This window comes from Marinobacter sp. AC-23 (assembly GCF_001858325.1).
Lineage (GTDB): Bacteria > Pseudomonadota > Gammaproteobacteria > Pseudomonadales > Oleiphilaceae > Marinobacter.
In genome coordinates, this window is sequence record NZ_MBPP01000017.1 from 21,321 (window position 1) to 43,047 (window position 21,727).

Annotated in this window: 26 protein-coding genes and 4 pseudogenes; 10 read left to right on the plus strand and 20 right to left on the minus strand. The window is 53.5% G+C overall.

Features of this window, described 5'->3' with window-relative positions:
* Nucleotides 1-203 precede the first annotated feature (203 nt).
* Entirely contained in the window at nucleotides 204-1,430 is a 1,227-nt protein-coding gene (locus BCA33_RS06840) for a site-specific integrase (protein WP_071264477.1), read from the plus strand.
* 153 nt (nucleotides 1,431-1,583) lie between these two features.
* Here BCA33_RS06840 and BCA33_RS06845 read toward each other — a convergent pair whose 3' ends face one another.
* The gene (locus tag BCA33_RS06845; protein ID WP_071264479.1) at nucleotides 1,584-2,873 is read right to left on the minus strand and encodes a GIY-YIG nuclease family protein; all 1,290 of its coding nucleotides are present in this window, start codon (nucleotides 2,871-2,873) and stop codon (nucleotides 1,584-1,586) included.
* Between the two features lie 259 nt (nucleotides 2,874-3,132).
* On the opposite strand from BCA33_RS06845, the gene BCA33_RS06850 reads away from it, so the two are divergent.
* The 3 genes and pseudogenes from BCA33_RS06850 to BCA33_RS06860 all read left to right on the plus strand — a co-directional run.
* On the plus strand, nucleotides 3,133-3,792 hold the full coding sequence (locus BCA33_RS06850; RefSeq protein WP_254774236.1) for a DUF932 domain-containing protein: 660 nt from the start codon (nucleotides 3,133-3,135) through the stop codon (nucleotides 3,790-3,792).
* An 86-nt stretch (nucleotides 3,793-3,878) separates the two neighbouring features.
* The gene (locus tag BCA33_RS06855; protein ID WP_071264481.1) at nucleotides 3,879-4,880 is read left to right on the plus strand and encodes a YqaJ viral recombinase family protein; all 1,002 of its coding nucleotides are present in this window, start codon (nucleotides 3,879-3,881) and stop codon (nucleotides 4,878-4,880) included.
* A 63-nt stretch (nucleotides 4,881-4,943) separates the two neighbouring features.
* Nucleotides 4,944-5,577, plus strand: a pseudogene (locus BCA33_RS06860) (hydrolase or metal-binding protein); the annotation flags it as partial.
* A gap of 313 nt (nucleotides 5,578-5,890) precedes the next feature.
* Here the strand turns inward: BCA33_RS06860 and BCA33_RS06865 are convergent.
* The 16 genes and pseudogenes from BCA33_RS06865 to BCA33_RS06925 all read right to left on the minus strand — a co-directional run bounded on the left by BCA33_RS06865 (nucleotide 5,891) and on the right by BCA33_RS06925 (nucleotide 14,206).
* Complete coding sequence (locus BCA33_RS06865) at nucleotides 5,891-6,511, minus strand: SCO family protein (RefSeq protein ID WP_083394660.1); 621 nt, start codon at nucleotides 6,509-6,511, stop codon at nucleotides 5,891-5,893.
* A complete protein-coding gene (locus tag BCA33_RS06870; protein ID WP_071264483.1) occupies nucleotides 6,508-7,350 on the minus strand; it encodes a cytochrome c oxidase assembly protein in 843 nt (280 codons plus the stop codon). The genes BCA33_RS06865 and BCA33_RS06870 overlap by 4 nt, the downstream gene beginning before the upstream one ends.
* 25 nt (nucleotides 7,351-7,375) lie before the next feature.
* Nucleotides 7,376-7,735, minus strand: coding sequence for a DsbA family protein (locus BCA33_RS06875; RefSeq protein ID WP_139172923.1), 360 nt, complete (start codon nucleotides 7,733-7,735; stop codon nucleotides 7,376-7,378).
* Nucleotides 7,736-7,743: 8 nt separating this feature from the next.
* Nucleotides 7,744-7,959 (minus strand): hypothetical protein, encoded by a 216-nt coding sequence (locus BCA33_RS20735; protein ID WP_217632628.1) that lies wholly within the window; start codon nucleotides 7,957-7,959, stop codon nucleotides 7,744-7,746.
* An 11-nt stretch (nucleotides 7,960-7,970) separates the two neighbouring features.
* Nucleotides 7,971-8,102, minus strand: coding sequence for a hypothetical protein (locus BCA33_RS22545; RefSeq protein WP_302848218.1), 132 nt, complete (start codon nucleotides 8,100-8,102; stop codon nucleotides 7,971-7,973).
* Nucleotides 8,103-8,191: 89 nt separating this feature from the next.
* On the minus strand, nucleotides 8,192-8,698 hold the full coding sequence (locus tag BCA33_RS20740) for an arsenic resistance protein (RefSeq protein ID WP_217632629.1): 507 nt from the start codon (nucleotides 8,696-8,698) through the stop codon (nucleotides 8,192-8,194).
* A 119-nt stretch (nucleotides 8,699-8,817) separates the two neighbouring features.
* Nucleotides 8,818-9,324 carry a hypothetical protein gene (locus tag BCA33_RS06885; RefSeq protein ID WP_139172925.1) on the minus strand — a complete coding sequence of 169 codons (507 nt, stop codon included), beginning with the start codon at nucleotides 9,322-9,324 and terminating at the stop codon, nucleotides 8,818-8,820.
* Nucleotides 9,291-10,200: pseudogene (locus tag BCA33_RS06890) on the minus strand (cation diffusion facilitator family transporter). The gene BCA33_RS06885 and the pseudogene BCA33_RS06890 overlap by 34 nt, the downstream one beginning before the upstream one ends.
* Before the next feature lie 83 nt (nucleotides 10,201-10,283).
* Nucleotides 10,284-10,643 carry a DUF3703 domain-containing protein gene (locus tag BCA33_RS06895; protein WP_071264489.1) on the minus strand — a complete coding sequence of 120 codons (360 nt, stop codon included), beginning with the start codon at nucleotides 10,641-10,643 and terminating at the stop codon, nucleotides 10,284-10,286.
* Between the two features lie 61 nt (nucleotides 10,644-10,704).
* Nucleotides 10,705-10,884: pseudogene (locus tag BCA33_RS20200) on the minus strand (signal peptidase II); the annotation flags it as partial.
* 2 nt (nucleotides 10,885-10,886) lie between these two features.
* Nucleotides 10,887-11,147: a hypothetical protein gene (locus BCA33_RS20465; RefSeq protein WP_071264491.1), complete on the minus strand. Its 261-nt coding sequence runs from the start codon at nucleotides 11,145-11,147 to the stop codon at nucleotides 10,887-10,889.
* A gap of 137 nt (nucleotides 11,148-11,284) precedes the next feature.
* Entirely contained in the window at nucleotides 11,285-12,007 is a 723-nt protein-coding gene (locus tag BCA33_RS06905) for a cytochrome c biogenesis CcdA family protein (RefSeq protein ID WP_071264493.1), read from the minus strand.
* Between the two features lie 36 nt (nucleotides 12,008-12,043).
* Nucleotides 12,044-12,472 (minus strand): cytochrome c, encoded by a 429-nt coding sequence (locus BCA33_RS06910; protein WP_071264495.1) that lies wholly within the window; start codon nucleotides 12,470-12,472, stop codon nucleotides 12,044-12,046.
* Nucleotides 12,465-13,271, minus strand: a complete 807-nt coding sequence (locus BCA33_RS06915; RefSeq protein WP_254774237.1) for a hypothetical protein — start codon at nucleotides 13,269-13,271, stop codon at nucleotides 12,465-12,467. The genes BCA33_RS06910 and BCA33_RS06915 overlap by 8 nt, the downstream gene beginning before the upstream one ends.
* Before the next feature lie 58 nt (nucleotides 13,272-13,329).
* A complete protein-coding gene (locus BCA33_RS06920) occupies nucleotides 13,330-13,842 on the minus strand; it encodes a DUF411 domain-containing protein (RefSeq protein ID WP_071264518.1) in 513 nt (170 codons plus the stop codon).
* Between the two features lie 100 nt (nucleotides 13,843-13,942).
* The gene (locus tag BCA33_RS06925; RefSeq protein WP_071264499.1) at nucleotides 13,943-14,206 is read right to left on the minus strand and encodes a hypothetical protein; all 264 of its coding nucleotides are present in this window, start codon (nucleotides 14,204-14,206) and stop codon (nucleotides 13,943-13,945) included.
* A gap of 222 nt (nucleotides 14,207-14,428) precedes the next feature.
* Between BCA33_RS06925 and BCA33_RS20470 the strand changes: the two genes are divergently transcribed.
* Both BCA33_RS20470 and BCA33_RS20745 read left to right on the plus strand, forming a co-directional pair.
* A complete protein-coding gene (locus tag BCA33_RS20470) occupies nucleotides 14,429-14,731 on the plus strand; it encodes a hypothetical protein (protein WP_071264501.1) in 303 nt (100 codons plus the stop codon).
* Between the two features lie 293 nt (nucleotides 14,732-15,024).
* On the plus strand, nucleotides 15,025-15,342 hold the full coding sequence (locus BCA33_RS20745; RefSeq protein WP_217632630.1) for a hypothetical protein: 318 nt from the start codon (nucleotides 15,025-15,027) through the stop codon (nucleotides 15,340-15,342).
* A gap of 66 nt (nucleotides 15,343-15,408) precedes the next feature.
* On the opposite strand, the gene BCA33_RS06940 is transcribed toward BCA33_RS20745, so the two are convergent.
* Complete coding sequence (locus tag BCA33_RS06940; RefSeq protein WP_254774238.1) at nucleotides 15,409-16,959, minus strand: multicopper oxidase family protein; 1,551 nt, start codon at nucleotides 16,957-16,959, stop codon at nucleotides 15,409-15,411.
* 5 nt (nucleotides 16,960-16,964) lie between these two features.
* Nucleotides 16,965-17,186 carry a hypothetical protein gene (locus BCA33_RS06945; protein ID WP_071264505.1) on the minus strand — a complete coding sequence of 74 codons (222 nt, stop codon included), beginning with the start codon at nucleotides 17,184-17,186 and terminating at the stop codon, nucleotides 16,965-16,967.
* Between the two features lie 172 nt (nucleotides 17,187-17,358).
* Between BCA33_RS06945 and BCA33_RS06950 the strand changes: the two genes are divergently transcribed.
* The 3 genes and pseudogenes from BCA33_RS06950 (at nucleotide 17,359) to BCA33_RS06960 (ending at nucleotide 20,175) form a co-directional block, all read left to right on the plus strand.
* Nucleotides 17,359-17,760: a MerR family transcriptional regulator gene (locus tag BCA33_RS06950; RefSeq protein WP_071264507.1), complete on the plus strand. Its 402-nt coding sequence runs from the start codon at nucleotides 17,359-17,361 to the stop codon at nucleotides 17,758-17,760.
* A gap of 71 nt (nucleotides 17,761-17,831) precedes the next feature.
* Nucleotides 17,832-19,958, plus strand: a pseudogene (locus BCA33_RS06955) (heavy metal translocating P-type ATPase).
* 31 nt (nucleotides 19,959-19,989) lie between these two features.
* Nucleotides 19,990-20,175, plus strand: a complete 186-nt coding sequence (locus BCA33_RS06960; RefSeq protein ID WP_071264509.1) for a hypothetical protein — start codon at nucleotides 19,990-19,992, stop codon at nucleotides 20,173-20,175.
* Between the two features lie 168 nt (nucleotides 20,176-20,343).
* Here BCA33_RS06960 and cadR read toward each other — a convergent pair whose 3' ends face one another.
* The gene (gene cadR / locus BCA33_RS06965; RefSeq protein ID WP_071264510.1) at nucleotides 20,344-20,751 is read right to left on the minus strand and encodes a Cd(II)/Pb(II)-responsive transcriptional regulator; all 408 of its coding nucleotides are present in this window, start codon (nucleotides 20,749-20,751) and stop codon (nucleotides 20,344-20,346) included.
* Between the two features lie 154 nt (nucleotides 20,752-20,905).
* On the opposite strand from cadR, the gene BCA33_RS06970 reads away from it, so the two are divergent.
* Nucleotides 20,906-21,727: cation transporter (locus BCA33_RS06970; protein WP_071264512.1), on the plus strand; the 822-nt coding region annotated here is incomplete at its 3' end.

Genomic DNA, 21,727 nt, shown 5'->3' on the forward strand with positions numbered 1-21,727 from the left:
CCCCATTATAGGTGTGATTTTCTTATGGATACTCCCCATTTTTCATGTTATCCCCCGAATTGCCCCGTCGTGGTCAGCAGCGTCCTCTGCCCATCAACCCTGTGTAGTCAGTGTCTTGGGCATGGGTGTGAGGACGAGTGCCCAGCTCCAGCAACAGTCAATTCAAGCAATGTTTTTTTGATCACTCACGCAGGGTGGAAGTGATGGGGAGCTTTACAGCTAAGAAAGTTCAGTCTCTGATCAAAGAAGGTGTACCGGGACGCTATAGCGATGGTGAAGGTCTATATCTGATGGTGCCCAAAGTAGGCGCACCCTACTGGATGCTTCGCTACACACATGCAGGAAAGCGGCGCGAATTGACGCTGGGCAAGTGCGTACAGATTTCCCTGGCTGAAGCGAGAGAGAAAGCTGTCGATGCCAAAAAGGTCGTTCGCAGCGGTATAGACCCAATTGAAGAGCGTAAACGTGAGGAGCAAGCTACTCTCCGAACCGTCAGTGATCTCTTCGGCGACTGGAGCCAGGATCTGGAGAAACGCCTCAAGCACCATCACATTCCAAAGCGAATCTTTACCAAAGAGGTCGCACCTTCTATCGGGGAGTTCGCTTTGGACAGCGTCACCCCAATGGATGTGCGCGCCATCGTCAGGAAGGTGGCCAGCAGCGGTCGACCGACCACCGCAAACGATACGCTGATGTACCTGAAGCAGCTGTTTAATCATGCCATCAAGTTGGGGCTACTTACCTATAATCCAGCAGCAGCTTTTAACGTCACTGATGCAGGGGGTATTGAGAAGAGCCGCGATAGGGCGTTGAGCCTTGAAGAGATTCCGCAGATTTTTAAAATCTTCCGAGAAAACAGTGACAGCTTCACGCGAGACAATTATCTCGCCTGTGCACTACTGCTCGTTTTGGGTGTGCGAAAGACAGAGCTTACGGAAGCTCGGTGGTCAGAGTTCGACATGGAGAACCACCGGTGGCAACTGTCTGAGGAGCGCAGTAAGTCAGGTGCCGAGATCGTCATTCCGCTTCCCTTGCAAACCGTCGATTGGCTGAATGAGCTCGAGATCCGTGCCTGGGGCTCAGACTACGTCTTTCCTAATCGGCGCAGCAGCAAGCACCCCCACATAGGCAAGGACACGTTGAACCGCGCCATTGCCAAGTTATTCGGCAGGGAGCCGGGGAGGAAGCTACAGCCAGAGAGGAAGATGGGGAATATCGCCGAGTTCACCGTGCATGACCTTCGGCGTACCTGCCGCAGTTTGTTGTCTGCTGCCGGCGTGCCAGGGCATGTTGCGGAGCGCTGTCTGAACCACAAACTGAAGGGGGTCGAAGGAATCTATGACCGTTATGATTACTTCGAGGAGCGAAAAGAGGCCTTGACCAAGGTAGCAGAGTTGGTCGCGCAGTTCATTAATGGCGACTCTGGTTAACCATTCCTTGTTGCGCTCTGAATTTATTTCCACTGGAATCGGTAAAAGGGCATTACTAAGCCTTTGTACTGGTAAACCTACAACCAGATTTGCAGAGGAATTGGCAGGCTGTTTTGCGGGCCTTTCTTCTTGCAGGGGGTGATCATTTATTTGTCAGGTGTTCTCGCCTAGTCCACTGAGTGATTCTTTCAGCTTCCTTGCTCTTTCCTGGAGTGGATATAAGTCGTGTTTTATAGCATCTATACTTTTTTGGCAATCATTGAAGGGAGTTGCTTTTTTATCGCACTCTTTCTCCAAATGCCCATTCACAGCAATTAAACATACAAGTCCTACGACTAAAAAGGCCATGATTTTTTCACTGTCTCCACCGGATGAGCTAGAAAAAATAATAGCTACTGGGAATAAAATTATAGCGAGAACATATACGATGCCAAAACGATTTTCGGGATAGGGCCCAAGAGATTTATACTGTATTTCCTGATGTCGAAGAGACGCATCTAGCTTCGTGACTTCATGATTGACCAGCGCGAGCTCTGATCTAAGTTGGGTGATCTTTTTATGTCGCTTTTCCCGGATTTCGCGGCTTTTCAAAGCCGACTCGTAGACTAGCGTTTCAATCCCGTAATTCTCTCGAAACTTGTGGATTCTGTAATCATCTAAGGTCGTCAGGACAGTTTCTATTGCCTTTTTAACGGGGATTTTGAAAAACTCCCGATTTTGTTCGGGTCGAAATTTCGATAGTGCTTTGTGTACTTTTCTTTCGCTTTCGACCGAGCTTTCCACTTCTAGACCGAGTTCAAGCTCAAAGCGAGTTGGTACGCCAGTCGACTGAAGCTCCGATAACCTTTGGTCGAACGAGGTGTTTGTTCTCCCTACTTTCACATATCCCGGCATTGATGGGTTGCTTAAAACATAGATAAATTCACCGCTCCCAATTTCTGATGCGCCCGGCTGTATATTCTTCGGGGCAAGCACTTCGCTGGAGGAAAGAAATGAATCTTTGGTGGGCCTTTTTGCTGAGGGTGTCTTGTCACGTACGTTGTGATTGAGTGTGTTGTTTTTCCATGATGTTGAGTTGAGAGGCATTCCTGGCAGTCTTCTCTGCTCAAGGTCTTCAACGAGTTTCGCAATAATGGTGTCTGAGGGATAAGAGTGAACGCGCAAGTCATCGATTACTGAAAATAAGATCTCAATTGCTTCTTCGAGGAAAATTCTAAAAAGCCCCGGCCCAATCTTGAAGCCAGATCTAGAAAGCTTTACATGGATCTTACCCACACTCATGCCAGCGTCATCTACTATGGCGCTAAACTCTCGATAAAATGTTTTTTGAGCACCAGAAGCGTCGAGTGCATTTAGCGTCTCACTTGGTGGTTGATTGGTCTTGCCAATCTTGACCACGCCAGGCATCGAGGAGCTGCTTGCGATGTAAATGAAGTGATCCATCCCTGATCCTTTGACCTCTTATTTCTGTTCGTCGTTGTGGCGAAGTCACGGGGCTGCCCAGTGGCGACCCTCTGAGTTCTATAGTCCTCCTTTTTAGCAGAAAGGGTAAGCCCCCGTTATTTTTCGGAGGGGTTGCCGGTTTATTTGAAACTCTTCCGCTTCTTGTGCATTGGGATTCAAGATAATTTCAAACATATATCACCTCTATGAACCAAGGCGCTAACAGTGCCCTCCCTCCAAATTCACAGAGGTATCTTCAATGTCCGATCAATGTCCCAACTGCCAATCTGTCCGGGTTGGTAAGAAAAACTACGGCAAGAAAACGGCTGGTGTAGTTGGCGCGTCTGCCGGCGCTTATGGCGGCTATGTCGCTGCTGCAACAGGTGGCCGAGTGGGCTGCGACGGAACCATGGCAACGACCGCCCAATTCACGAGCATCCGTGTGGTGTGCAACAACACACTTGCTGTTGCTCTGAAGGGTTCCACTGCCAACGCAGTCAAGGTGAAACACAACACTGCTTTCGATGCGGACTTGGTGAAGAAGCAACTCGGCATATCCGTTTCTGCCTGGGACGAATTTATGTACCGCCTGAAAGTCTTGAGTGACCGGAGGGTGAAGAGCACAGAGGCCAGGAACTACTTCCTCAAGGTGTTCACCGATGATTCCCGCGAGGGTGTCGGTAAAACCAACGAGCGCTCAATGGCCAAAGCTCTGGGGCTTTATGAAGGCGAGGGCATCGGTGCCACGCTGGCATCATCAGAAGGAACTGCCTACGGGCTGCTTAATGCCGTCACCGAATTCATCGATCACCAACGCCGAGCCAAAACCGTTGACCACCGGCTGGATTCAGCCTGGTTCGGAACCGGTGCCGCCATCAAGAACCGTGCGTTAGAGCAGGCCATGTCACTTGTGGCCTGATTCCTTCTCTTAAATCTTAAAACCGCCATAAAGCCCACCGGAGCCTGTTGCTCTGGTGGGCTTTTTTATGTCTGGAGGAAAACACCATGGGCATGAGTGCAAAAGCAATTCAAAAACAGCGGCCAGCATTGCGGCTGGTCTCCACCAAAGACCTTAGCCGGGATGAATGGCTGAAGGTACGCAAGCAAGGCATTGGCAGTAGCGATGCAGCCGCTGCGGTTGGCATCAACCCCTATCAATCCCAACTGGAACTCTGGATGGTCAAAACCGGCAGAGATGCAGGTTTACCAAAACCGGATTCGGACGATCCCACTTCACCGGTCTACTGGGGCCATATCCTGGAGCCGATTGTCGCGGAGCAGTACAGCCAACAAACGGGACGGAAGGTGCGCCGGGTCAATGCCGTCCTGCAACACTCAGATCCAGACAAGCACTGGATGTTGGCCAACCTGGATTATTCCGTGGTGGCCGATGAAGAGGTGCAGATCCTGGAATGTAAAACCTCAGGGGAGTTCGGATCACGACTTTGGAAAGAGGGGGTGCCGGACTACATCCAATGCCAGGTTCAGCATCAACTGGCCGTCACTGGAAAACAGGCGGCAGACGTTTGTGTGCTGCTGTGTGGCCAGGAGTTGAAGATCTACCGCCTCGAACGGAATGAGGAACTCATCGAAGCGCTGTACGTGTTGGAGCGCCAGTTCTGGGATTACGTGGAGACCGATACCCCACCACCGGTCGATGGAACCGATTCTGCTGAACGTGTCTTGCGCCACCTTTATCCGGTGGATAGAGGGGAGACCCTGGACTTCAGTCAAAGCAAGGAACTGTCCGATGCGTTTGACGAGCTGCTGGCCATTCGCTCGGAAATGGAAGCCCTGAAATTCACTGAATCCCACCTGAAACAGCGAATCGAAGGCCAGATGGGCGAAGCTTCGAAGGCAACCTTCCCCAGTGGCAGCGTGAGCTGGAAACGGAGCAAGGATTCCGTTGGGCTCAATGTGAAGCAGATGCTGACCGATAAGCCAGAGCTTTTGGATCAATACCCACTCACCAAGCCGGGAAGCCGGCGATTCCTCATCCATGCATGAATACCCCATTGGCCGCGCGGGTGTAACGAGTGCCCCGCGGTCCTTTTTCTCAGGAGCGTCATCATGATTAAAGGTTTAGCCATCACGCTTCCCGTATTGGGGCGTATCAGTATTGGCCGTGTCGTTGAAAAGAACGGCATCCGGCTACCGCAGAAAGATAATCAATTCACTATCACCTCCCAGATCCAGGAAAAAGACTCCGGATGGGTTTTGCATCCGATGGACGAAGAGCTCAGAAAGGATGCTCCAAACGGTAAGTTGCGGACCATCCCGGTACGCATGCTGTTCAACGATCCGGATCTCAATCTGAGGGCTGAATACACCATGTTCGACCGCAAAAGTGGGCGGCCCATGTGTGTCGGTAACGGCGACGCCTGTAAGCGCTTGACGCAATCAGGAGTGCAGTCTTTGCCATACCCGGGCCCCGACGTTGTGCGAGTTTGGTGAAGGTGGTCTGTGCAAGCCCTATGGCCGATTGAACGTGAAAATCGGTGACGATGATGATCTGGGTACCTTCATCTTTCGCACCACTGGCTACAACAGCATAAGGACACTTGCGGCCAGGCTGAGCTACTACCAGGCAGTCTCTGGTGGTTTGCTGGCGTACATGCCGTTGGAACTGAAGCTGCGGGGTAAAAGTACGACGCAGAGCCATCGAACGCCGATCTATTACGTGGATCTGGTGATTAGGGAGGGAGGATGCTGTGGTTGAGGCAAGGGAAAAAGCCACGCAGCTCATGGAAGAGTTTTATCCAAGCGAGCAGAGCGATGTCGTGGATGGTGTGTCCACAGTCAACTCAAAGCTCCAGGGACGGCTCGAACAGGTAACATCTGTATCGGGGTGATCTGGAATCAGTAATGTAAGCAGCCGGGGTCCCGGCTGCTTACATTATGCTTCTAACTATTTTTTTCGGATTTGATTCGAGGAAACAGAAGAAAATGCGAGCCTTCGTCCACGACGCTGGCCCGACGGTGGTCGTTCAGATTGGTTGGTCGATTCTCCAGAGACTTCATGAGTCCTTCTGAGCGAGAGCAATGAGGTCCTGGTTAATCTTCTCTGCCCCCAAGTCTGGCCTGATCAGCAACCGGGCGTCTCCCTGGCGGTCGAATATATAAATCGCGCTGCTGTGAGAAACGTCGTAGTCGCCGTTCTCGTTCGATTCGCCGTAACCGAAGGTCGTCCGGTATCGTTTGGCCAGCCCGCGAAGTTGAGATTCCTTTCCTGTCAGGCCGACAATATTCTCACCGAAAAAACTGACGTATTTGTCCAGACGCTCAGGCGTATCTCGTTTGGGGTCAACGCTCACGAATAACGTCAATACCTCGTCCTGAAGTTCGGGTGGCAGACCACTTGCCGCTCGGTTCAGTGTCTGCATAACGGTCGGGCAAATGTCCGGGCAAGAGGTAAAACCGAAAAACATCATTTTCACTTTGCCGCTGTAATCCCCAGCGGTTACCTGATCTCCTTCGCTGTTGATCAGATTAAACTCAAGCTCGGGCATCAGGCCGCTGATGTCCTTGCCGTTGTAGTTTATCTCGTTGTCGGAACATCCAGCTAAAAACGTAGTCAGCAATACTGTGAACATTGCTAACGCTCTGAAGGCTTGCTTTTCAATAAAACCACGACTCATTGGACTGGTTCCTTTGACTGTTTGGAAGATTTAGAATATTTCCCGTCTTCGTGCATGGCACGCCGGAGTATAAGAAGAATGCCGAGGACACTCATCATAGCAGGTGGGATGTAGGTCAGCATGCCACCCAGAAGTTGATCGACTTCCGGGTCCAGAGGCCAGGCACGACCGCAGACTTCGTAAACGTCGTATACCATTTCTCTCGAAAATACGATCCACGCGCCCAGAAGCATCTGAAGTACACCTGCCGCAGCGAGAATCAGCATGCGTTTGCCATACCCTAGCGATGAGGTGATGGCTGGCGGTCGCGGGTCAAAGATCAGCCACCAGAACAGCAGGCCGTCCAACAACATGCTCCAGTTCATGATCCAGTACAGGTCCCGGCTGAGCATGGCGTCAAAATGGATTGACGGCCAGAGCCAAAAATAGATAAGTCCCACAAACAGGATCAAGGCGATCAAGGGGTATTGAAGCGCTTGATAGATCCATCCCACCGGCCTGAGAGTGTTCCTCAGGCCGGGGCTTATTTTGGCGTACCAGAACCGCATGATTGGCGAGGGATTCGACAGGGCGATGAGAATCGGGCCAATATGGTGAAGGATCAGGTGTTGACCACGATGTACGAAAAACATGTATTGAGCGTAGTAGTCGAAGCGGGTTTGCATGACGCCATAACAGGCCATAACGCCGAGAACGAAAGCGAAAATTCTTAGAGCGCCCGGCCGATCTTCATCGGGCATTCGCAGAAGACCGACGCCGTAGAATCCAAGCACGAGCATATAGCTCAGTATGGTCAGTGGCGAGAAGTCATAGGGTAAAAGATAGCCTAGTAGTGACATAGCATTGCCGGGTAGGTGGTGTTGTTTAGTTCAGCGCATCAACTTCTGATGTCACCATGTCATACAGTTCCTTTGGTCCCAGCTTGCTCAGCTCCTGGCCATTAACATAGAACGTTGTTGTACACTGTATTTTAGCGCTCTGAATATCGCTCATATCCTGCTTGATGATCTCATCAATGTCAGATGAGTTGAGTTGATCACGAGCGGCTTCTAAATCTAGCCCAGCCGCCCCCGCTGCTTCCCAAGCCGCTCTTACTTTAGGATCATCATGCCATTGATGCGGTGATTTCATGACGGCATCAAGCACGGGTTTGTAAACATTCTGCATGCGCGCTGTCTTGCATACAAAATCTCCAAAGGTTGTGTATGTCTGTGTTTTACGCATTAAGTGGTTCAACGAATTGGCAGTAATTTATTGGGCACCCATCTGAGATAGAACATCATTCCAAGTAGCTCTACCAGGGACTGCACTACAATGACGATGACAGTCGTGCCCCAGACTTCGGGCAGTGCCAGTGCCAGTGGCAGAGCCACGAAGGAATTTCGCGTGCCGAGGCTGAAAATAATGGTACGAGCGCTTTTCACTGGCAATCGGAAAAGTCGACTCAAACCTTTTCCTATCAGGCCGCCGCTAACAGATAGGCCGGGAACAAAATCAGCAATATCCAGACAATCTGACCTGTGGCGGGAATCTGACTGACCTGTGTTATCGAGATCAGGAACAGTATGGCCGTTAGCAAGGGAACTGGCATCAGGCCCATCAGGTTAATGAACTGATTGGCGCTCGGGGAGCGTTCGGCCCATTTCTGGGTCAGTAATGACAGGATGAGTGGGACGATGATCAGACCGATGAAGGCCGGTAGAATATGCCGCCCCAGATCAAGCTCACATCGAATTGTTCGCCCAGGAAAAACCAGAGGTAGAGTGGCAATAAAGCCAGCTGGGCAATCAACAAAACTGGCGTTGCAGCGATAGCACGGGTGCCGTCCCCCTTGCCCAGGTGGGTGAAGGTGACAAACCAGTCTGTGCAGGGCATCAGCAGCACAAGCAGCACGCCCAGCCGCAATGCGTCGTTGTCCGGCAGAGCAAGTAACATCAGGGCGGTGATTGCGGGCATCACCAGAAAGTTCCCTGTGAGCAGGGCAGCCATGAAACGGCGATCCCGGAACACTTCAGACAGATGGGTCAAAGGTGTCTGGGTGAAAGTCGCATAGAGCAGAACGCCCAGCAAAGCCCAGATCAGGTATTCCGGTATCGTTACTTCGGAGAAGCTCCAGCCAATGAATAGGCCGAGGACCACAGCCGTGAGGTAGGCCAAGACCTGGTAGCGTTCAATGATGTCTCGCATGGGTTTTATGTGCCTGGTTGATTCGACGGTCGCTTTTATTGAGGCTGACCCGCTATGTGGGTGCGTCCAAGCTAAAAAGGTCAGTGTCTGACTGGTAGGCCGGTATGTCTTTGAGATCGCTATGCGTGATGCGTAAAGTTCCGCAGCAAGACACGCCAACGTAGCTGGCGATATCGATAAAATATATGAGCATAGAGCCACATTAGTACGGTAAAAACACCTGCTCTGATTTCAACGTCATCGACGTAGGTGCAAGTCTGCTTTTCGCAGGGGCTAACCTGTATGAAGTGATTCCAGGCCGAAATCAATCCGCCGCCCTCCTCGGTGCGGAGCACTCGATTTCTGTCGCTTACTTCCTGAAAATACAGGGTATGCTGCCACGCGGGGATGAAACCGAAAAACAGCAGGCGTGTATTTTCTTTGTTTCCCTCGCACCATTGCTGCGGAAAAAGCTTTGCACCCGCAAAGCCCAAAAGGCCCCCACATACAAAGAGCAGCGTGCTGTTTCTTTTGACCAGTGCCCAGACGTGATCAGCGGGCGCTGAGAAAGTCGTTGATATTCTTACACGCACATTCACGCTCCTTGTTATTGCTACTCCACCACGCAGTGAGTTTTGTTCGGGCATTGGTCATCACCGCGCTCCCACTGGATAGTCGTATGCTGGATGCTGAATTCGTCCGCCAGCATCGCAGCTGCATCACTGATGACCTGATCGTCACTCTCTGGATCTGGCTTAACCAGGTAGACTGTCAGCGCATTTTCGGTAGTACTCAATGCCCAAATATGGAGGTGGTGAGCAAGATTGTACGCCAGGTAGATTCTTGAGACACTCATGGACCGTGCCAGGATCGATGCCCTTTGGAACGGCATCCACTGCCAGTTTTACGGAGTCCTTCAACAGCTGCCAGGTACCCAGGAAAATCACGACGGCAATGATGAGACTGACAATTGGGTCAGTCCAGGTCAGGTTGGAAAACATCAATACCGTGCCGGAGATCACGACCCCCACCGAAACCGCCGTATCTGCGGCCATGTGCAAAAAGGCGCCCCGAATATTGATGTCGCCTTTCTGTCCTTTGAGAAACAGCATCATGGTTGCACCGTTGATCAACACGCCAATGCTAGCGACCACGACTACGGTCAGGCCAGCGACGTCGGCCGGATCTGTCAGACGCTGAATGGCTTCCCAGGTGATTCCACCGACAGCGGCGATCAGGGGCAGAGCATTAAAAAGCGCTGCCAGAATAGTGGTCTTCTTCAGGCCATAGGTTTTGCCATAAGTTGCCGCTTTGCTTGCGAGCCAACTGGCGACCCAGGCTAGGATTAACCCCATGACACCGCTCAGGTTGTGACCAGCATCGGCGAGCAGTGCGAGCGATCCGGACAAAACGCCGTACACGGCTTCAATAAGTACAAACAGCGTATTGAGAATCACCGCAATGGCAAACGAGCGGTTATGGGTGTCGAAATGATGGCTGTGATCATGACTATGGTCGTGTATTTGTGCCTCTTTCAACAAGGATTCATTCATAGCTATAAATCTTGGAGTTACTATAGGGTCAAATGTTTGCAGTCGGTTTTACCTCACCTCGGGGCTGGTTCGCTGGCCTCTTTTAAAATATGTGCGAGATCTTCGGGTATTGGCATCGGTGCAAACGCGCTGGCGTTCGAGCGCCCCGTATTTCCTGGTGGAACCCATATGTGGGAAAAGAGCAGAGCTGCAATGGCTCGAATAAACGGCTCCAGAACCTCTTGAAAATCACCCGTCCGCCAAGCAAGTTTGAGCATAAGTATGTGGATTGTCGTATGCGCCATAGCGAACTTCTGACTGAGGATATGGGCGCGTTCAAGGTGGGTGACAGCTTTCCGGAATTCACCCTCCGCTTGTGCGTTGTGAGCTGCTGCAAGCTCAGCGCGAAATAACTGCTTCAATTCTTTGTGCATGGAGTGCTCCTAACCATTCCCTGTATCAGCCGTTGGCGAAGTTGGGCCTGTCGAATCCGCGTCAGAATTTACTTTTCCCCCGCACGTTTGTGGCGACAACCATGAATACTCCGAGGACAATAAAAATATTGGCAAGGTTGAACGCTGGCCAATGCCAGGATTGCCAATGAAAATCCAAATAATCGACAACATAACCACGAAATATTCGGTCAATTACGTTTCCAATCGCACCGCCAGCCAGCCCTACAAGCTGACAAGATTCAGCAATCCCCAGCCGTTTTTCGATGCCATGTAGGCAGCACCAACTGCTGCTAACGGAAACACCAGCCGCACAGCCAGGGTATCCAGCACAACAATCAATAGGTTGTTGGGCCACCGGGTCAGGCGGCTGATTCGCTGAGGGTGGCGTGCCGCAATCGCTTCCCATGCGGCCATTACGGTTAGCACTGAGAGGAAAAAGCCGAGCCGGATGAGTGATTCGTTAGCAAGCAGTGTATCGGTCACGACAGTGCCTCAGGTTAATAAAGGGGTAAACCCTGGCCATTTTCTATTTGGGAAAACTTTCTACAAAACGCCTGGCCTGTTAGCTCAGTATACTTAGGGAACCTCTGATAAAGCCTATTGGCCACAGAGTAAGTCGGTCATCCTAGGCGAGCGAGTGCCGGAAACAGGTCAATCATCCAGAGGGTTAATCGGGTCATCTGGCCGGTTAACACCATCACGCCCATGAAAATTAGCACCAAGCCTGCCAGCGCTCTGAACAGCCGGCTCCAACGACTGAGCCAGCGCACTCGCTCCCGAAAGTGCTCAATGAACAGCGCTGTTCCGAGGAACGGCAGTGCCAGGCCCAACGAATACACCGCAAGATATAACATGCCCGTTTCGGCGTTGGCGTGGGTGGAGCTTAGGGCTAGTATGGCTCCGAGTATGGGGCCGATGCAGGGCGTCCAGCCGACGGCGAACGCCACGCCCAGCAAAAAGGCTGCCGTGGGGCGACCACCTTGCAGCGTTTGCCCCAGGCGCCAATCCCGTTGCAGCGAAGGCATGCTCCACCAGCCAAGCATGAACAGGCCCATCAGCACAATCAGTGTCCCTGCAACTATGTTGGCTTCCCGTCGGTAGGCCATCAGCCACTGCCCCAGGAGACTGGCGCTTGCGCCCAGCGCGACGAAAATCACGCTGAACCCGAGCACAAAACAAAAGCTCAGCCACAATGCTTTCAGACGATTGGAGGTTTCATTCACTGCTCCGCCGGTAACGACGGACAAGTAGCCGGGTACGAGGGGCAGTGTGCAAGGTGAAAAGAAGGACACCAGGCCGCCCAAAAATGCGGCCAGGATGCCCCAGGTTGCAAGATCTGGCATTTAAGAACTCCAAAATCGGTGGTTTTCCGGGTAGGGCTACTGGCTTTCTGTCTTTTGGTAATCCCGTTGTTCCTCGGTCCAGAGCGTTTTCAGGTAATCAATGACTGACTGGATCTCCTGAGCGGTCATCTGCTTCCCGAAGGCCGGCATCGTCAACCGATCGGATTTATTAAACGGGTGTCGCCACCCGTCCGCAATCATCTTAAATAGCATGGCATCGCTGTGGCGCCAGGTGTGGCTGGTTTCATCATGAGGCGGCGGGGGAATTTCCCCCTTCTCATCCGGTTTTTTCCAGTTGGCAGCGCCTTCACCCTGCCGTCCATGGCAAGCAGCGCAGTATTGCTCATAAATCTGTCTGCCTTGGGCGACTCCCGACGGTGCATTTTCCGAACTCCCAGGCCCGCCCGAGGCGTCGGCAAAGACCGGCGCGGCGACCAGGACTAGCAAGTAGACCCACTTATTCATGGACAGGCGCCCACTCGTTAGCGCCACCACGGGCAAGCAGGTTCCCGTTTGCCGTGCCCACCACAAGTCCTTGTGACGGCGAGAAGGCAAGGGCTGTTACGGATTGGGGGGTCTTCAGGCTTATCCAGGTTTCACCGCCATCCGCGCTGTGATGAAGCTGGCCCTCGATCACCGCGTAAACGTTTTCCGGGGCAGCCGGGTCATAGCCGATTGCGGAAACGGTGCCACGCAGGTCTCCCGCATCGCCCCAGAAGCAAAAACAGTCCATGGATCTTGAGACACCACGGGTAGTAGCTGCAAATAGCCAGCCACTTTCCATGCTGCCGGGCATGTCCGAGTGCAGGAATGCCAGCACCGGTTCCGGGGGACCGCTGTCCACTCTAACCCACTTGGCGCCACCGTCCCTGGACCGGAACATGCCATCCTTCCCAAGGTATGCGTAGAGCGTTCCGGGTTGTGTGGCGTGAGCGGCCATGGCAGTGACCCCGAGATCGGGCAAGGTATCGTTGAGGGGCTGCCAGTTCTCACCGGCACTGTCGTACCGCCACACGCCCAGACCCGGGCCGGCCACGTAGATGCTTCCATCCGCACCTCTGGCCAGGGAGGTGTGTTGAGCCCCTTGGTTGGTTGCCGGTAGCGTGATCTCGGTCAAAGTTCCGCCTTCAATGGCAAAGAGGTCACTGCCCTGCAGCACCAGGAGGGCGCCTGATGAGCTGATCGTCAGAGAAGTCACTGGTTGGGCGTCGTCTGCAGATTGGGCTTGAGCCAGCGCTGGCAGCAAAATTGCCAGCGTGAGCAAGCACAACCTCCAGGCCGCCCTGGTCGTAGAATGAACAATCGTTCTCATGGGTCCAGCCTCAATAATCGTTGTGTTCGCGGAACACGCTTTGCTGGCCGTTGGCACGGAAGGCGATGACCTGGTAATCCTCCTTCTTGCCGGTTTCCATGCCGGGGCTGCCCTGTACCATGCCGGGCACTGAAAGCCCTAATGTATTGAACTGGGGGTTTTCCAAGTAAGCGACAATATCATCTGCTGGCACATGCCCCTCAATCACCACGTCACCGATCAACGCGGTGTGGCAGGAAGCCATTTCACGCGGCACGTCATATTGCTGCTTGATCTCGTTAAGATTGTCGGTTTCTATAATGGTGGTCTCAAAGCCATTGGCATCAAGATGTTCAGCCCAGGACTGGCAGCAGCTGCAACTGGGACTCTTATAGATTGTGATAGCCGGACCAGATGTGTCAGCGGCGGCCATAGAGTTCGATGATTCGGTGGGTTCATCAGCCTGCATCGCCAGAGTGGCGCCGCCGGCGGCGAGAACGATGGCGGCCACACCCGTATACAGGGCAAGCTTTTTGGTCTTCATAGTAAACCCTCGATTGGTTTGGTCATGGGCCAGCACAAGGCCCGGGATCGCTTTGGCTTCCCCGGGCAATGAGTGTCGGTTCGGGGCGTTGCCCGAACGCTTAGCTGGCTTCGGCGTCTTTGGCCTTCTTGCCGCTGTCCATATGGTCGCTGCCTTGGCTCTGCATCATTTTCATACAGGCATCGGTCATGGCTTTGCGATCTTCCGGCGACATATCAGACATCATTCCCATCATGCCGCCCATTCCCTGCATGCCGTCCGAGGACATCATGCCCTCGCCCTCGTGGGCAAATACGGAGAAGGTGCTAATGGTGCCAGCCAGAAAAATCGTTGTGATAGCGAGCTTGATCTTTGAATTGCGCATTTGATTCACTCCAGTTAAAGGCCCGTGACGAATGAAAGCACGGATCTTTTTACAAAATCGTTGTAAGAAATAACGTCAATGACTTTGCCGCAATGGGCAAAAATACAAGTTACAACTCAGGAGTGGTGTTCTGGAGGGGGTGTAGTAGAGGCTAGGAAAGGATCCTGATAAAGGGCCGCGCGGGCGGTCAATACCGGTTGGGAGCCGGTATCGGTTAAACCTATGGATTTCTCAGGTAAGAGAGCGAAGCTGACGTTGACGCCACATTTGCTCAACCCGCTGGCGCTCGGGCAGACCATATCTGGGACTGAGGCACAATTAGCTTCAGTGTCTGATGAGGAGTTGGCGTTTTTAGCCTGGGTCATCATCACGGAACCACAATCTGTCATCTCAGCACCCGCCTGGCTATCTGCTATGTTGGCCATAGCCAACGCCGGCCCGCTTATCACCATAAGCAGTGATAGCAGCGCAGAAATGAATTGGCGGGTCGTTGCAGTCATCCTGATCTCAAGCACCAAGCAGTGAAGGTTCGAGGCTGTGACACACAGCTCGTCTTTGAGTTCACCAAATCCTAGCAGTTTTTTATTTTAATAACACGACTACTTCGGTGTCTGAATTAGTGAGGCAAATTCATTCTGGCGTTTCTGATAAAACGTTTGACCTTAAACTTTGCTTTAACGTTAAGTTTTCCGAAATGCTCAACTGCAAGGCTGTGTAGCGCGTCAGCGGTGGATGTGAGCGATCAACAACAATCACGGTAAAAATGAGGGGCGATAATGAGTTGCTGTAACAAAACGAGCAGCGGAGATAAGGGCAAGATGAATTCGGATGCTGGCCGGGGACGACTGGTGAGTTTGCTGGCCGGGCCACGGCGTTGGTGGTTGTTTGGCGCTATCGGAGTCATCGCTGGGCTCACATTTGGTTGGGAACAATTGGTGTTGTTTGGACTTGCTCCCATACTGATCAGCCTTCTGCCGTGTCTGATCATGTGTGGTCTTGGGTTGTGCATGATGAAATGTAAGGACAAATCTAGCTCGGTGACTGCGATTGAGCAGACGAGCGAGGCCGGTGACGCTCAGTCAATAACGCCTCAGCCGGAGATTTCGGATGCTGCCCACTCAACGAGAACATTCTGAAGCTGAATGCGCGCGATGATTGTCGAGGGAATCATGACGCTTAGCTTTGCACCTGAAAATAACGCATCATCCATTGTCTTCATGCTCCATGTTGTGACAGTGGTAGATGTAGAGGCCATCGAAACGCTCGAAGGTCATCGCCAGCTGAACGGCTTCACCCGGCATTACAAGGACCGTATCGTGCCAACCGCTGTCCACCAGACCCTGGGTTAGGCCGTTCCAGCCACGGCTGTTGCCTCTTGTCTCACGCCTGATAACGTTGAACTGCAAGCCGTGAACGTGCATGGGGTGGGGCATTGGTGTGTTGTTCCGGAATTCCCAGATTTCCGTGTCCCCCAGGCGGACTTTTTCGCCATCTGCAACCGTGGTTCCGGCAAAGCGCCGACCATTGATGGCAAAACCCCGCATCATCGCGTGGCTTAACTCAAACTGCCTGACCGGTGTGGCATCGGTAACGGGTATTTTCTTGCGTGCCCGGGCAAGCTCCGTCGGAAGCGGCTCAGTGATGTTAGTCGAGTCGGTCACCTTCAGTGTCATCAGGGTGAAATGGCCACCGGCGGGCAGGGTGGCGTTACCCATCATCCCCATGCCGCCCATCATCCCGCCACTCATCATTCCGGCTTCATAGCTGTCACTGATAAGCTCCAATGTACTGCCAGGTCGGGAGTCTGAAAGATCTAACCAGATATCAAGTCGCTGAGCCGGAGCCAGAACCGCATAGGGTTTGTCTTCCGGTTTTTGAAGAAGACCGCCGTCGGCTCCGATAACCGTGACGGGGCGCCCGTCACTCCAAGCCAGTTTGTAGATGCGGGCATTGGAGCCGTTGAGAACTCGAATTCTGTATGGGCGGGTGACGACTTTGCGTGTGGTCGGGGGAGCTCCGTTGACCAATATTCGATCCCCCAGAAAACCGCGCATGCGATCCATCATGGCACCCATGCCTCCGTCGAGGTATACCAATTCGTTGGCACCTGCGAAGGTCCGATCCTGGAGCACCAACAACAGTTCATTCTTACCGGCCGGCAGTCCGAGCCCTAACTCTTCGTCGTCTTCAACGATCAAGAGTCCAACAAGCCCCGCGTAACTCTGGAACCCCACGCGCCCGCCCTTATCGCCGTGAGCATGGGAGTGGTACCAGAACAGGCCCGCGCGGTCCAACACCTCGAAGCCAACGGTCATCTTTTCGCCTGGGCGGATCGGCAGCCTTGGTTGCCCGTCTACGTCGGACGGCACATGAAGCCCGTGCCAATGCACAGTGGTGTCTTCCGGGAGCTCATTGTGAATATGGATTTTCACTGTTTGCCCTCGGCGCAGCCGAATCGTTGGACCCAGATAGCTGTCTGGGTTTTCGGAGACGGTGCTTTCCGGGCCTTTGAGCAATTCCGCCCTGTAGCGCCACACCTCGCTGGGCGTGCCTGGAAGTATGGACACCGAGCCGGGTGTGGCATAGAGGTTTAGTTCAACATCGTATTCTTCGGAATCAAGGCCGAGCGTTCCCGATTCAGTCGCTCTTACTCCACCATCACAGCCCGTAAGCAGGAACCCCGGCGACAGCGTGAGAAGAAATCCAGTACCCGCCATGGCCTGAAGGACTGTGCGCCGGTGGACTCTTTTCACACTCATCACTTGTTTCTCAGGTATTTGATCAGCGACAGAATCGCAAGAATCAGAAGCACGACCAGAAGAATCATGATAATCATCATGAATATCCCCATACCGCCCATGCTCTGCATCATGTTGCCACTCATCATGCCCTCTCCCATGCGCCCGGGCCCCTCAGCAAGAGCGAAGATTGGCAGGACAAGCCCCATCATTAAAATAAACAGCTTCTCAAAAATCTTCATCGCAGTGTCTCCGGGTTCTTAGCCGTTCATGAAATAAAAAGCGTGTCGAATGAGTCTTGAGCACCTGTTCGGATTTTGCAATGACGAGTCGCTCAAAAATCCCTTGACCTTAAAGTTCACTTTAAGGTTATGGTTATAAACAGTTATTGATGACTCAGCTAAAGGTGAATGAATGAAAACGTTCAATATCGGCGAACTCTCTGCCCAAAGCGGCGTGGCCAGTCATGCGATTCGCTTTTACGAGCGGGAAAGTCTCATGCCAGAGCCTGCGAGAACCCAGTCCAATTATCGCCGTTACCCCGAGGATGCGATCGCCAGGCTGCAGTTCATCATCCATGCCAAACAATGGGGCTTCACTCTTGACGAGATTCGTGAACTCCTGATGCTTCAGGATGCCAATGGCGAGCGTGCAGAGGCTAAGCGCATTGCGAGTGAGCAACTGGAAAAGATCCGGCACCAGATCCAGAGCCTTTCCCGTATCGAGGCGGTTTTGTCGAAAACGCTGGAGGAATGTTCAGGAGAGGGGCCGATGGATGGTTGCCCGATCGTCGAGGCCATAGCCCAGGAAAGGTAGGGCGCCCGTTTATCGTTGGAACAACCGATTCACGAGATGTTTGATTGGTTGCGCGGAGGAGCAAAGTCAGGATGCAAAAAATAGAGATTGGTATTGAAGGAATGTCCTGCGCTTCGTGCGTAGGTCGCATTGAGCGGGGCCTCACGACTCAGCTCGGTGTCTCGGCAGCCCAGGTCAACCTGGCCACTGAAAAAGCCACTGTGACATTCGATCAGCCCGCCACTCCAGGTACTCTGGTCAAATCAATTCAGGATGCGGGTTACCAGCCGCGAATAAAGTCTGCGGAAATTCCCGTTACCGGCATGACCTGTGGCTCCTGTGTGTCTCGGATTGAACAAGCATTGAACAAGCAGCCCGGTATGATCAAGGCCAGTGTCAATCTAACCACCGAGAAAGCCTTTGTGGAGTTCCTGTCGGACACCCTGTCGCTGCCGCGAATCCATCAGGCCATCCGGGACGCCGGATATGAACCTCGGGAGCCGGATGCCAGCGCTCAAGCCAAGGAGGGCAATGACCTTCGCCGGAAAGTGATCTTTGCTGCGACATTGACCATCCCGGTGGTTCTTATTGCGATGGGTAAGATGATTCCTGCTCTTGAGGCTTTATACGCGAGCGTCTTGTCTCATCGGGGCTGGATGGCTATTGAATGGTTGCTTACCACGCCGGTGCTGTTTTACGCCGGGTCGCGGTTCTTCCGGTCCGGCTACGCTGAGCTGCGCCATGCCAACCCCGGCATGAACAGCCTGGTAATGATCGGCTCCAGTGCCGCCTATTTCTATTCCGTTGCAGCATTATTGGTTCCCGGATTTTTCCCCGCCGGCACGGCCGAGAGTTATTTCGAGGCGGCGGCGGTTATTGTGACGCTCATTCTACTGGGGCGCTACTTCGAGCACATTGCCAAAGGCCGGACGTCGGAGGCGATCAAAAAGCTTCTGCAACTGCAGGCCAAGACCGCCCGTGTCATTCGGGACGGGGAAGCCGTTGAGGTTCCGATTGAAGCGGTAGTGCCTGGCGACCGTATCCAGGTCCGCCCGGGCGAACGCGTTCCTGTTGATGGCGTGGTGGAAGAGGGACAGTCCTACGTGGACGAGTCCATGATCAGCGGCGAGCCGGTGCCGGTCGCCAAGCAGCAAGACGCCGAACTGGTGGGTGGAACCATCAACGAGAATGGTTCACTGACGTTTCGGGCGACCCGGGTGGGCGCGGACACCGTTCTTGCGCAGATCATTAGCATGGTGGAATCGGCTCAGGCCGATAAACCTCCGATTCAGGAATTGGCCGACAGGATCGCCGGGGTTTTCGTACCTGTTGTGATCCTGCTTGCGATCCTGACGTTTATCACCTGGTTCAGCTTCGGGCCTGCTCCGGCACTGTCCTTTGCCTTCGTCACAACGGTCAGCGTGCTGCTGATCGCCTGTCCCTGCGCGATGGGGCTGGCCACGCCGACGGCCATTATGGTCGGAACCGGCAAGGGCGCCGAAATGGGCGTGCTGTTCCGCAAAGGGGCAGCCCTGGAGACACTGGCTCGAATGGACACCATCGTCCTCGACAAGACCGGCACCCTGACCCGGGGCCGGCCCGAGCTGACGGATTTCATTCTGGTGGAAGGCCGTGAGGATGAGGTGTTGGCTTGAGTCGCGGCTGTGGAAACCGAGAGCGAACATCCCATTGGGGAAGCCATCGTCAAGGGCGCCAGGGATCGAGGACTCAAGTTGCCAGCGGTCAGTGATTTTCAGGCAGAACCAGGCTACGGGATCCAGGCACAGGTCGCCGGGCACCGGATCAATGTGGGCGCGGACCGTTATATGCGCCGCCTTGGTATCGATTTGGCCAACGTGGCCGACAGCGCGGTGTCACTCGCTGAAAAGGCGAAAAGCCCGCTTTATGTTGCCGTCGACGGCCACCTTCGGGGAATCGTGGATGCCGCTGCGCTTTCCCGGCGCACCCGCAAAACGATTCTCGGCAATTTTGCCTGGGCCTACGGGTACAACCTGGCACTTATCCCGGTGGCTGCGGGCGTTCTTTTCCCGTTTACCGGTTACCTGCTCAACCCCATGCTGGCCGCTGGTGCCATGAGCCTTTCCAGCGAATTCGTGTTGACCAATTCCCTCCGGCTGGGCAGGTTTAAACCCGATAACCGGCACGCCGCGGCCAGCAACTTGAACGAAAGTGGAGCCGCACAGGCAGGCGTCTCATGAGAGACCCTGTACACATAATGAGGAGATTGACATGATGACAAGTGAGGGATGCATGCTTGGAATGGCGGGAATGGGATTGATATCCCTTTTGCTCATCATCGCCCTGGTACTTGGCGTCGTCGCCCTCGCCAAGTACCTGTTCTCCCGAAATAAAGATGATGAGAGAAACGCCCGGAAGAACATCAGAGAGGATTATGAATACCACTCTGAAAAGTAAAAGCCATCGGGAGCTAGCGGCAAGTATGGGAATCAGGCTGAACGCAAAAGCAAAGGTGGTCGGGGTCCTGCTTCTGCTGGTCGCCCTTGCCCGACCCCTGGGTTACGACGTTATACATCGCTGGAGGCGGGTACGTCCGGTATTGGAGTGTCTGGGCAAGAACCGCTTTCAGGGTGCCTTAGTGCTTCTCTCACTGATTCCAGCAAGAATCCCGCAAGCCTCAACTTCCCGGCCATCGTTGCAACTCCCTCTCAATGAAACCAGTTGTTTCTCAAGCGATTGGAGGGCTGTTATCTGTGACCGCACATGATAGATGTGGTCATCGAGCAAGGCGTTAACGGCGGAACAAGGCTGGTGAGGGTCGTCCTGATAGCTCTGCAGTTTATGAATCTCTGCTAGTGACAGGTTCAGAATTCGGCAGCGACGGATGAAGGCCAGCCGCTCAGCATGCTTGTCGGTATAGACACGGTAACCATTCTCCTGCCGATCCGGTGGCGGTAACAAGCCCTGCTGCTCGTAGAAGCGGATTGTCTGTGTATCCACGTCCACTAACCGTGCCAATTGGCCAATGCGCATCAAGCTCCTCCTTAGCGAATTCTCTACCCGGTTGACCTTATAGTAACTATATGGTTTTTAATGGTAGCACAAGGTTGTTCAAGTGGAGTCGTTTCGTGAGTAAAACCTGTGGTGCCAAAGTGGCTGTGAGGCAACGCCTGCAGCGGATATCGACATGCCGGTCTCTCCCAAAGCATCAGGGGAATGGGTGAGCGAATATGCCGTACCGAAGATGGACTGTCCGTCAGAAGAGCGGTTGATCCGCTTGGCTCTGAACGGTTTTGACGAGATTCGAACGCTATCCTTTGACCTGTCAAATCGTCAGTTGAAGGTGGTACATAACGGCGAGGTCGAGCCCATCACCGCGAAGCTGCAGAGCTTGGGGCTAGGGGCCTCTCTTCAGGAGACCGTCGCTGCCGATCCAGAGGCAATCAAGGCCGTCGAGAGTTCGGTGGCCTCCGCTAGACAAGAGTCCCGCACCCTGCGTTGGTTGCTCGGCATTAACGCCCTCTTGTTTGTGGTGGAAATGACTGCTGGTCTGATCGCACAGTCCGCCGGCCTGATTGGAGAATCTCTGGACAATTTTGCCGACGCTGCCGTATATGGCCTTGCCCTTTATGCCGTTGGACATACTGTAAAGATGCAGGTGCGTGCCGCGCATCTTGCCGGGGTGCTCCAGCTGATTTTGGCTCTCGGAGTACTCGTAGAGGTAATGAGGCGCTTTGTCTTCGGTAGTGAGCCTGAATCGTTGATGATGATGGTTATCGCATTCGTCGCATTGATCGCCAATACCAGTTGTCTGCTGCTGATATCTAAACACAGAGAGGGTGGGGCGCATATGAAGGCAAGCTGGATATTCTCCGCCAATGACGTGGTGATCAACATAGGCGTCATTGCCGCTGGTGCGTTGGTTGCGTGGACAGGATCTAATTATCCAGATCTGATCATCGGCGGCATCTCGGGAATCATTGTGCTTAACGGTGCCAGGCGTATTCTG

Coding starts and splice junctions, on each gene's coding strand:
- BCA33_RS06945 (WP_071264505.1), bottom strand. CDS start 17,186: ATGAAGATTTTTGAGAAGCTGTTTATTTTAATGATGGGGCTTGTCCTG.
- BCA33_RS20745 (WP_217632630.1), top strand. CDS start 15,025: ATGAATTCGGATGCTGGCCGGGGACGACTGGTGAGTTTGCTGGCCGGG.
- BCA33_RS06910 (WP_071264495.1), bottom strand. CDS start 12,472: ATGAATAAGTGGGTCTACTTGCTAGTCCTGGTCGCCGCGCCGGTCTTT.
- BCA33_RS06925 (WP_071264499.1), bottom strand. CDS start 14,206: ATGCGCAATTCAAAGATCAAGCTCGCTATCACAACGATTTTTCTGGCT.
- BCA33_RS06895 (WP_071264489.1), bottom strand. CDS start 10,643: ATGCACAAAGAATTGAAGCAGTTATTTCGCGCTGAGCTTGCAGCAGCT.
- BCA33_RS06960 (WP_071264509.1), top strand. CDS start 19,990: ATGATGACAAGTGAGGGATGCATGCTTGGAATGGCGGGAATGGGATTG.
- BCA33_RS20470 (WP_071264501.1), top strand. CDS start 14,429: ATGGATTTCTCAGGTAAGAGAGCGAAGCTGACGTTGACGCCACATTTG.
- BCA33_RS20740 (WP_217632629.1), bottom strand. CDS start 8,698: ATGCGAGACATCATTGAACGCTACCAGGTCTTGGCCTACCTCACGGCT.
- BCA33_RS06875 (WP_139172923.1), bottom strand. CDS start 7,735: ATGCGTAAAACACAGACATACACAACCTTTGGAGATTTTGTATGCAAG.
- BCA33_RS06920 (WP_071264518.1), bottom strand. CDS start 13,842: ATGAAGACCAAAAAGCTTGCCCTGTATACGGGTGTGGCCGCCATCGTT.
- BCA33_RS06950 (WP_071264507.1), top strand. CDS start 17,359: ATGAAAACGTTCAATATCGGCGAACTCTCTGCCCAAAGCGGCGTGGCC.
- BCA33_RS06905 (WP_071264493.1), bottom strand. CDS start 12,007: ATGCCAGATCTTGCAACCTGGGGCATCCTGGCCGCATTTTTGGGCGGC.
- BCA33_RS06845 (WP_071264479.1), bottom strand. CDS start 2,873: ATGGATCACTTCATTTACATCGCAAGCAGCTCCTCGATGCCTGGCGTG.
- BCA33_RS06885 (WP_139172925.1), bottom strand. CDS start 9,324: ATGCCCGAACAAAACTCACTGCGTGGTGGAGTAGCAATAACAAGGAGC.
- BCA33_RS06865 (WP_083394660.1), bottom strand. CDS start 6,511: ATGAGTCGTGGTTTTATTGAAAAGCAAGCCTTCAGAGCGTTAGCAATG.
- BCA33_RS22545 (WP_302848218.1), bottom strand. CDS start 8,102: ATGCCAGTTCCCTTGCTAACGGCCATACTGTTCCTGATCTCGATAACA.
- BCA33_RS06870 (WP_071264483.1), bottom strand. CDS start 7,350: ATGTCACTACTAGGCTATCTTTTACCCTATGACTTCTCGCCACTGACC.
- BCA33_RS06855 (WP_071264481.1), top strand. CDS start 3,879: ATGGGCATGAGTGCAAAAGCAATTCAAAAACAGCGGCCAGCATTGCGG.
- BCA33_RS06850 (WP_254774236.1), top strand. CDS start 3,133: ATGTCCGATCAATGTCCCAACTGCCAATCTGTCCGGGTTGGTAAGAAA.
- BCA33_RS06840 (WP_071264477.1), top strand. CDS start 204: ATGGGGAGCTTTACAGCTAAGAAAGTTCAGTCTCTGATCAAAGAAGGT.
- cadR (WP_071264510.1), bottom strand. CDS start 20,751: ATGCGCATTGGCCAATTGGCACGGTTAGTGGACGTGGATACACAGACA.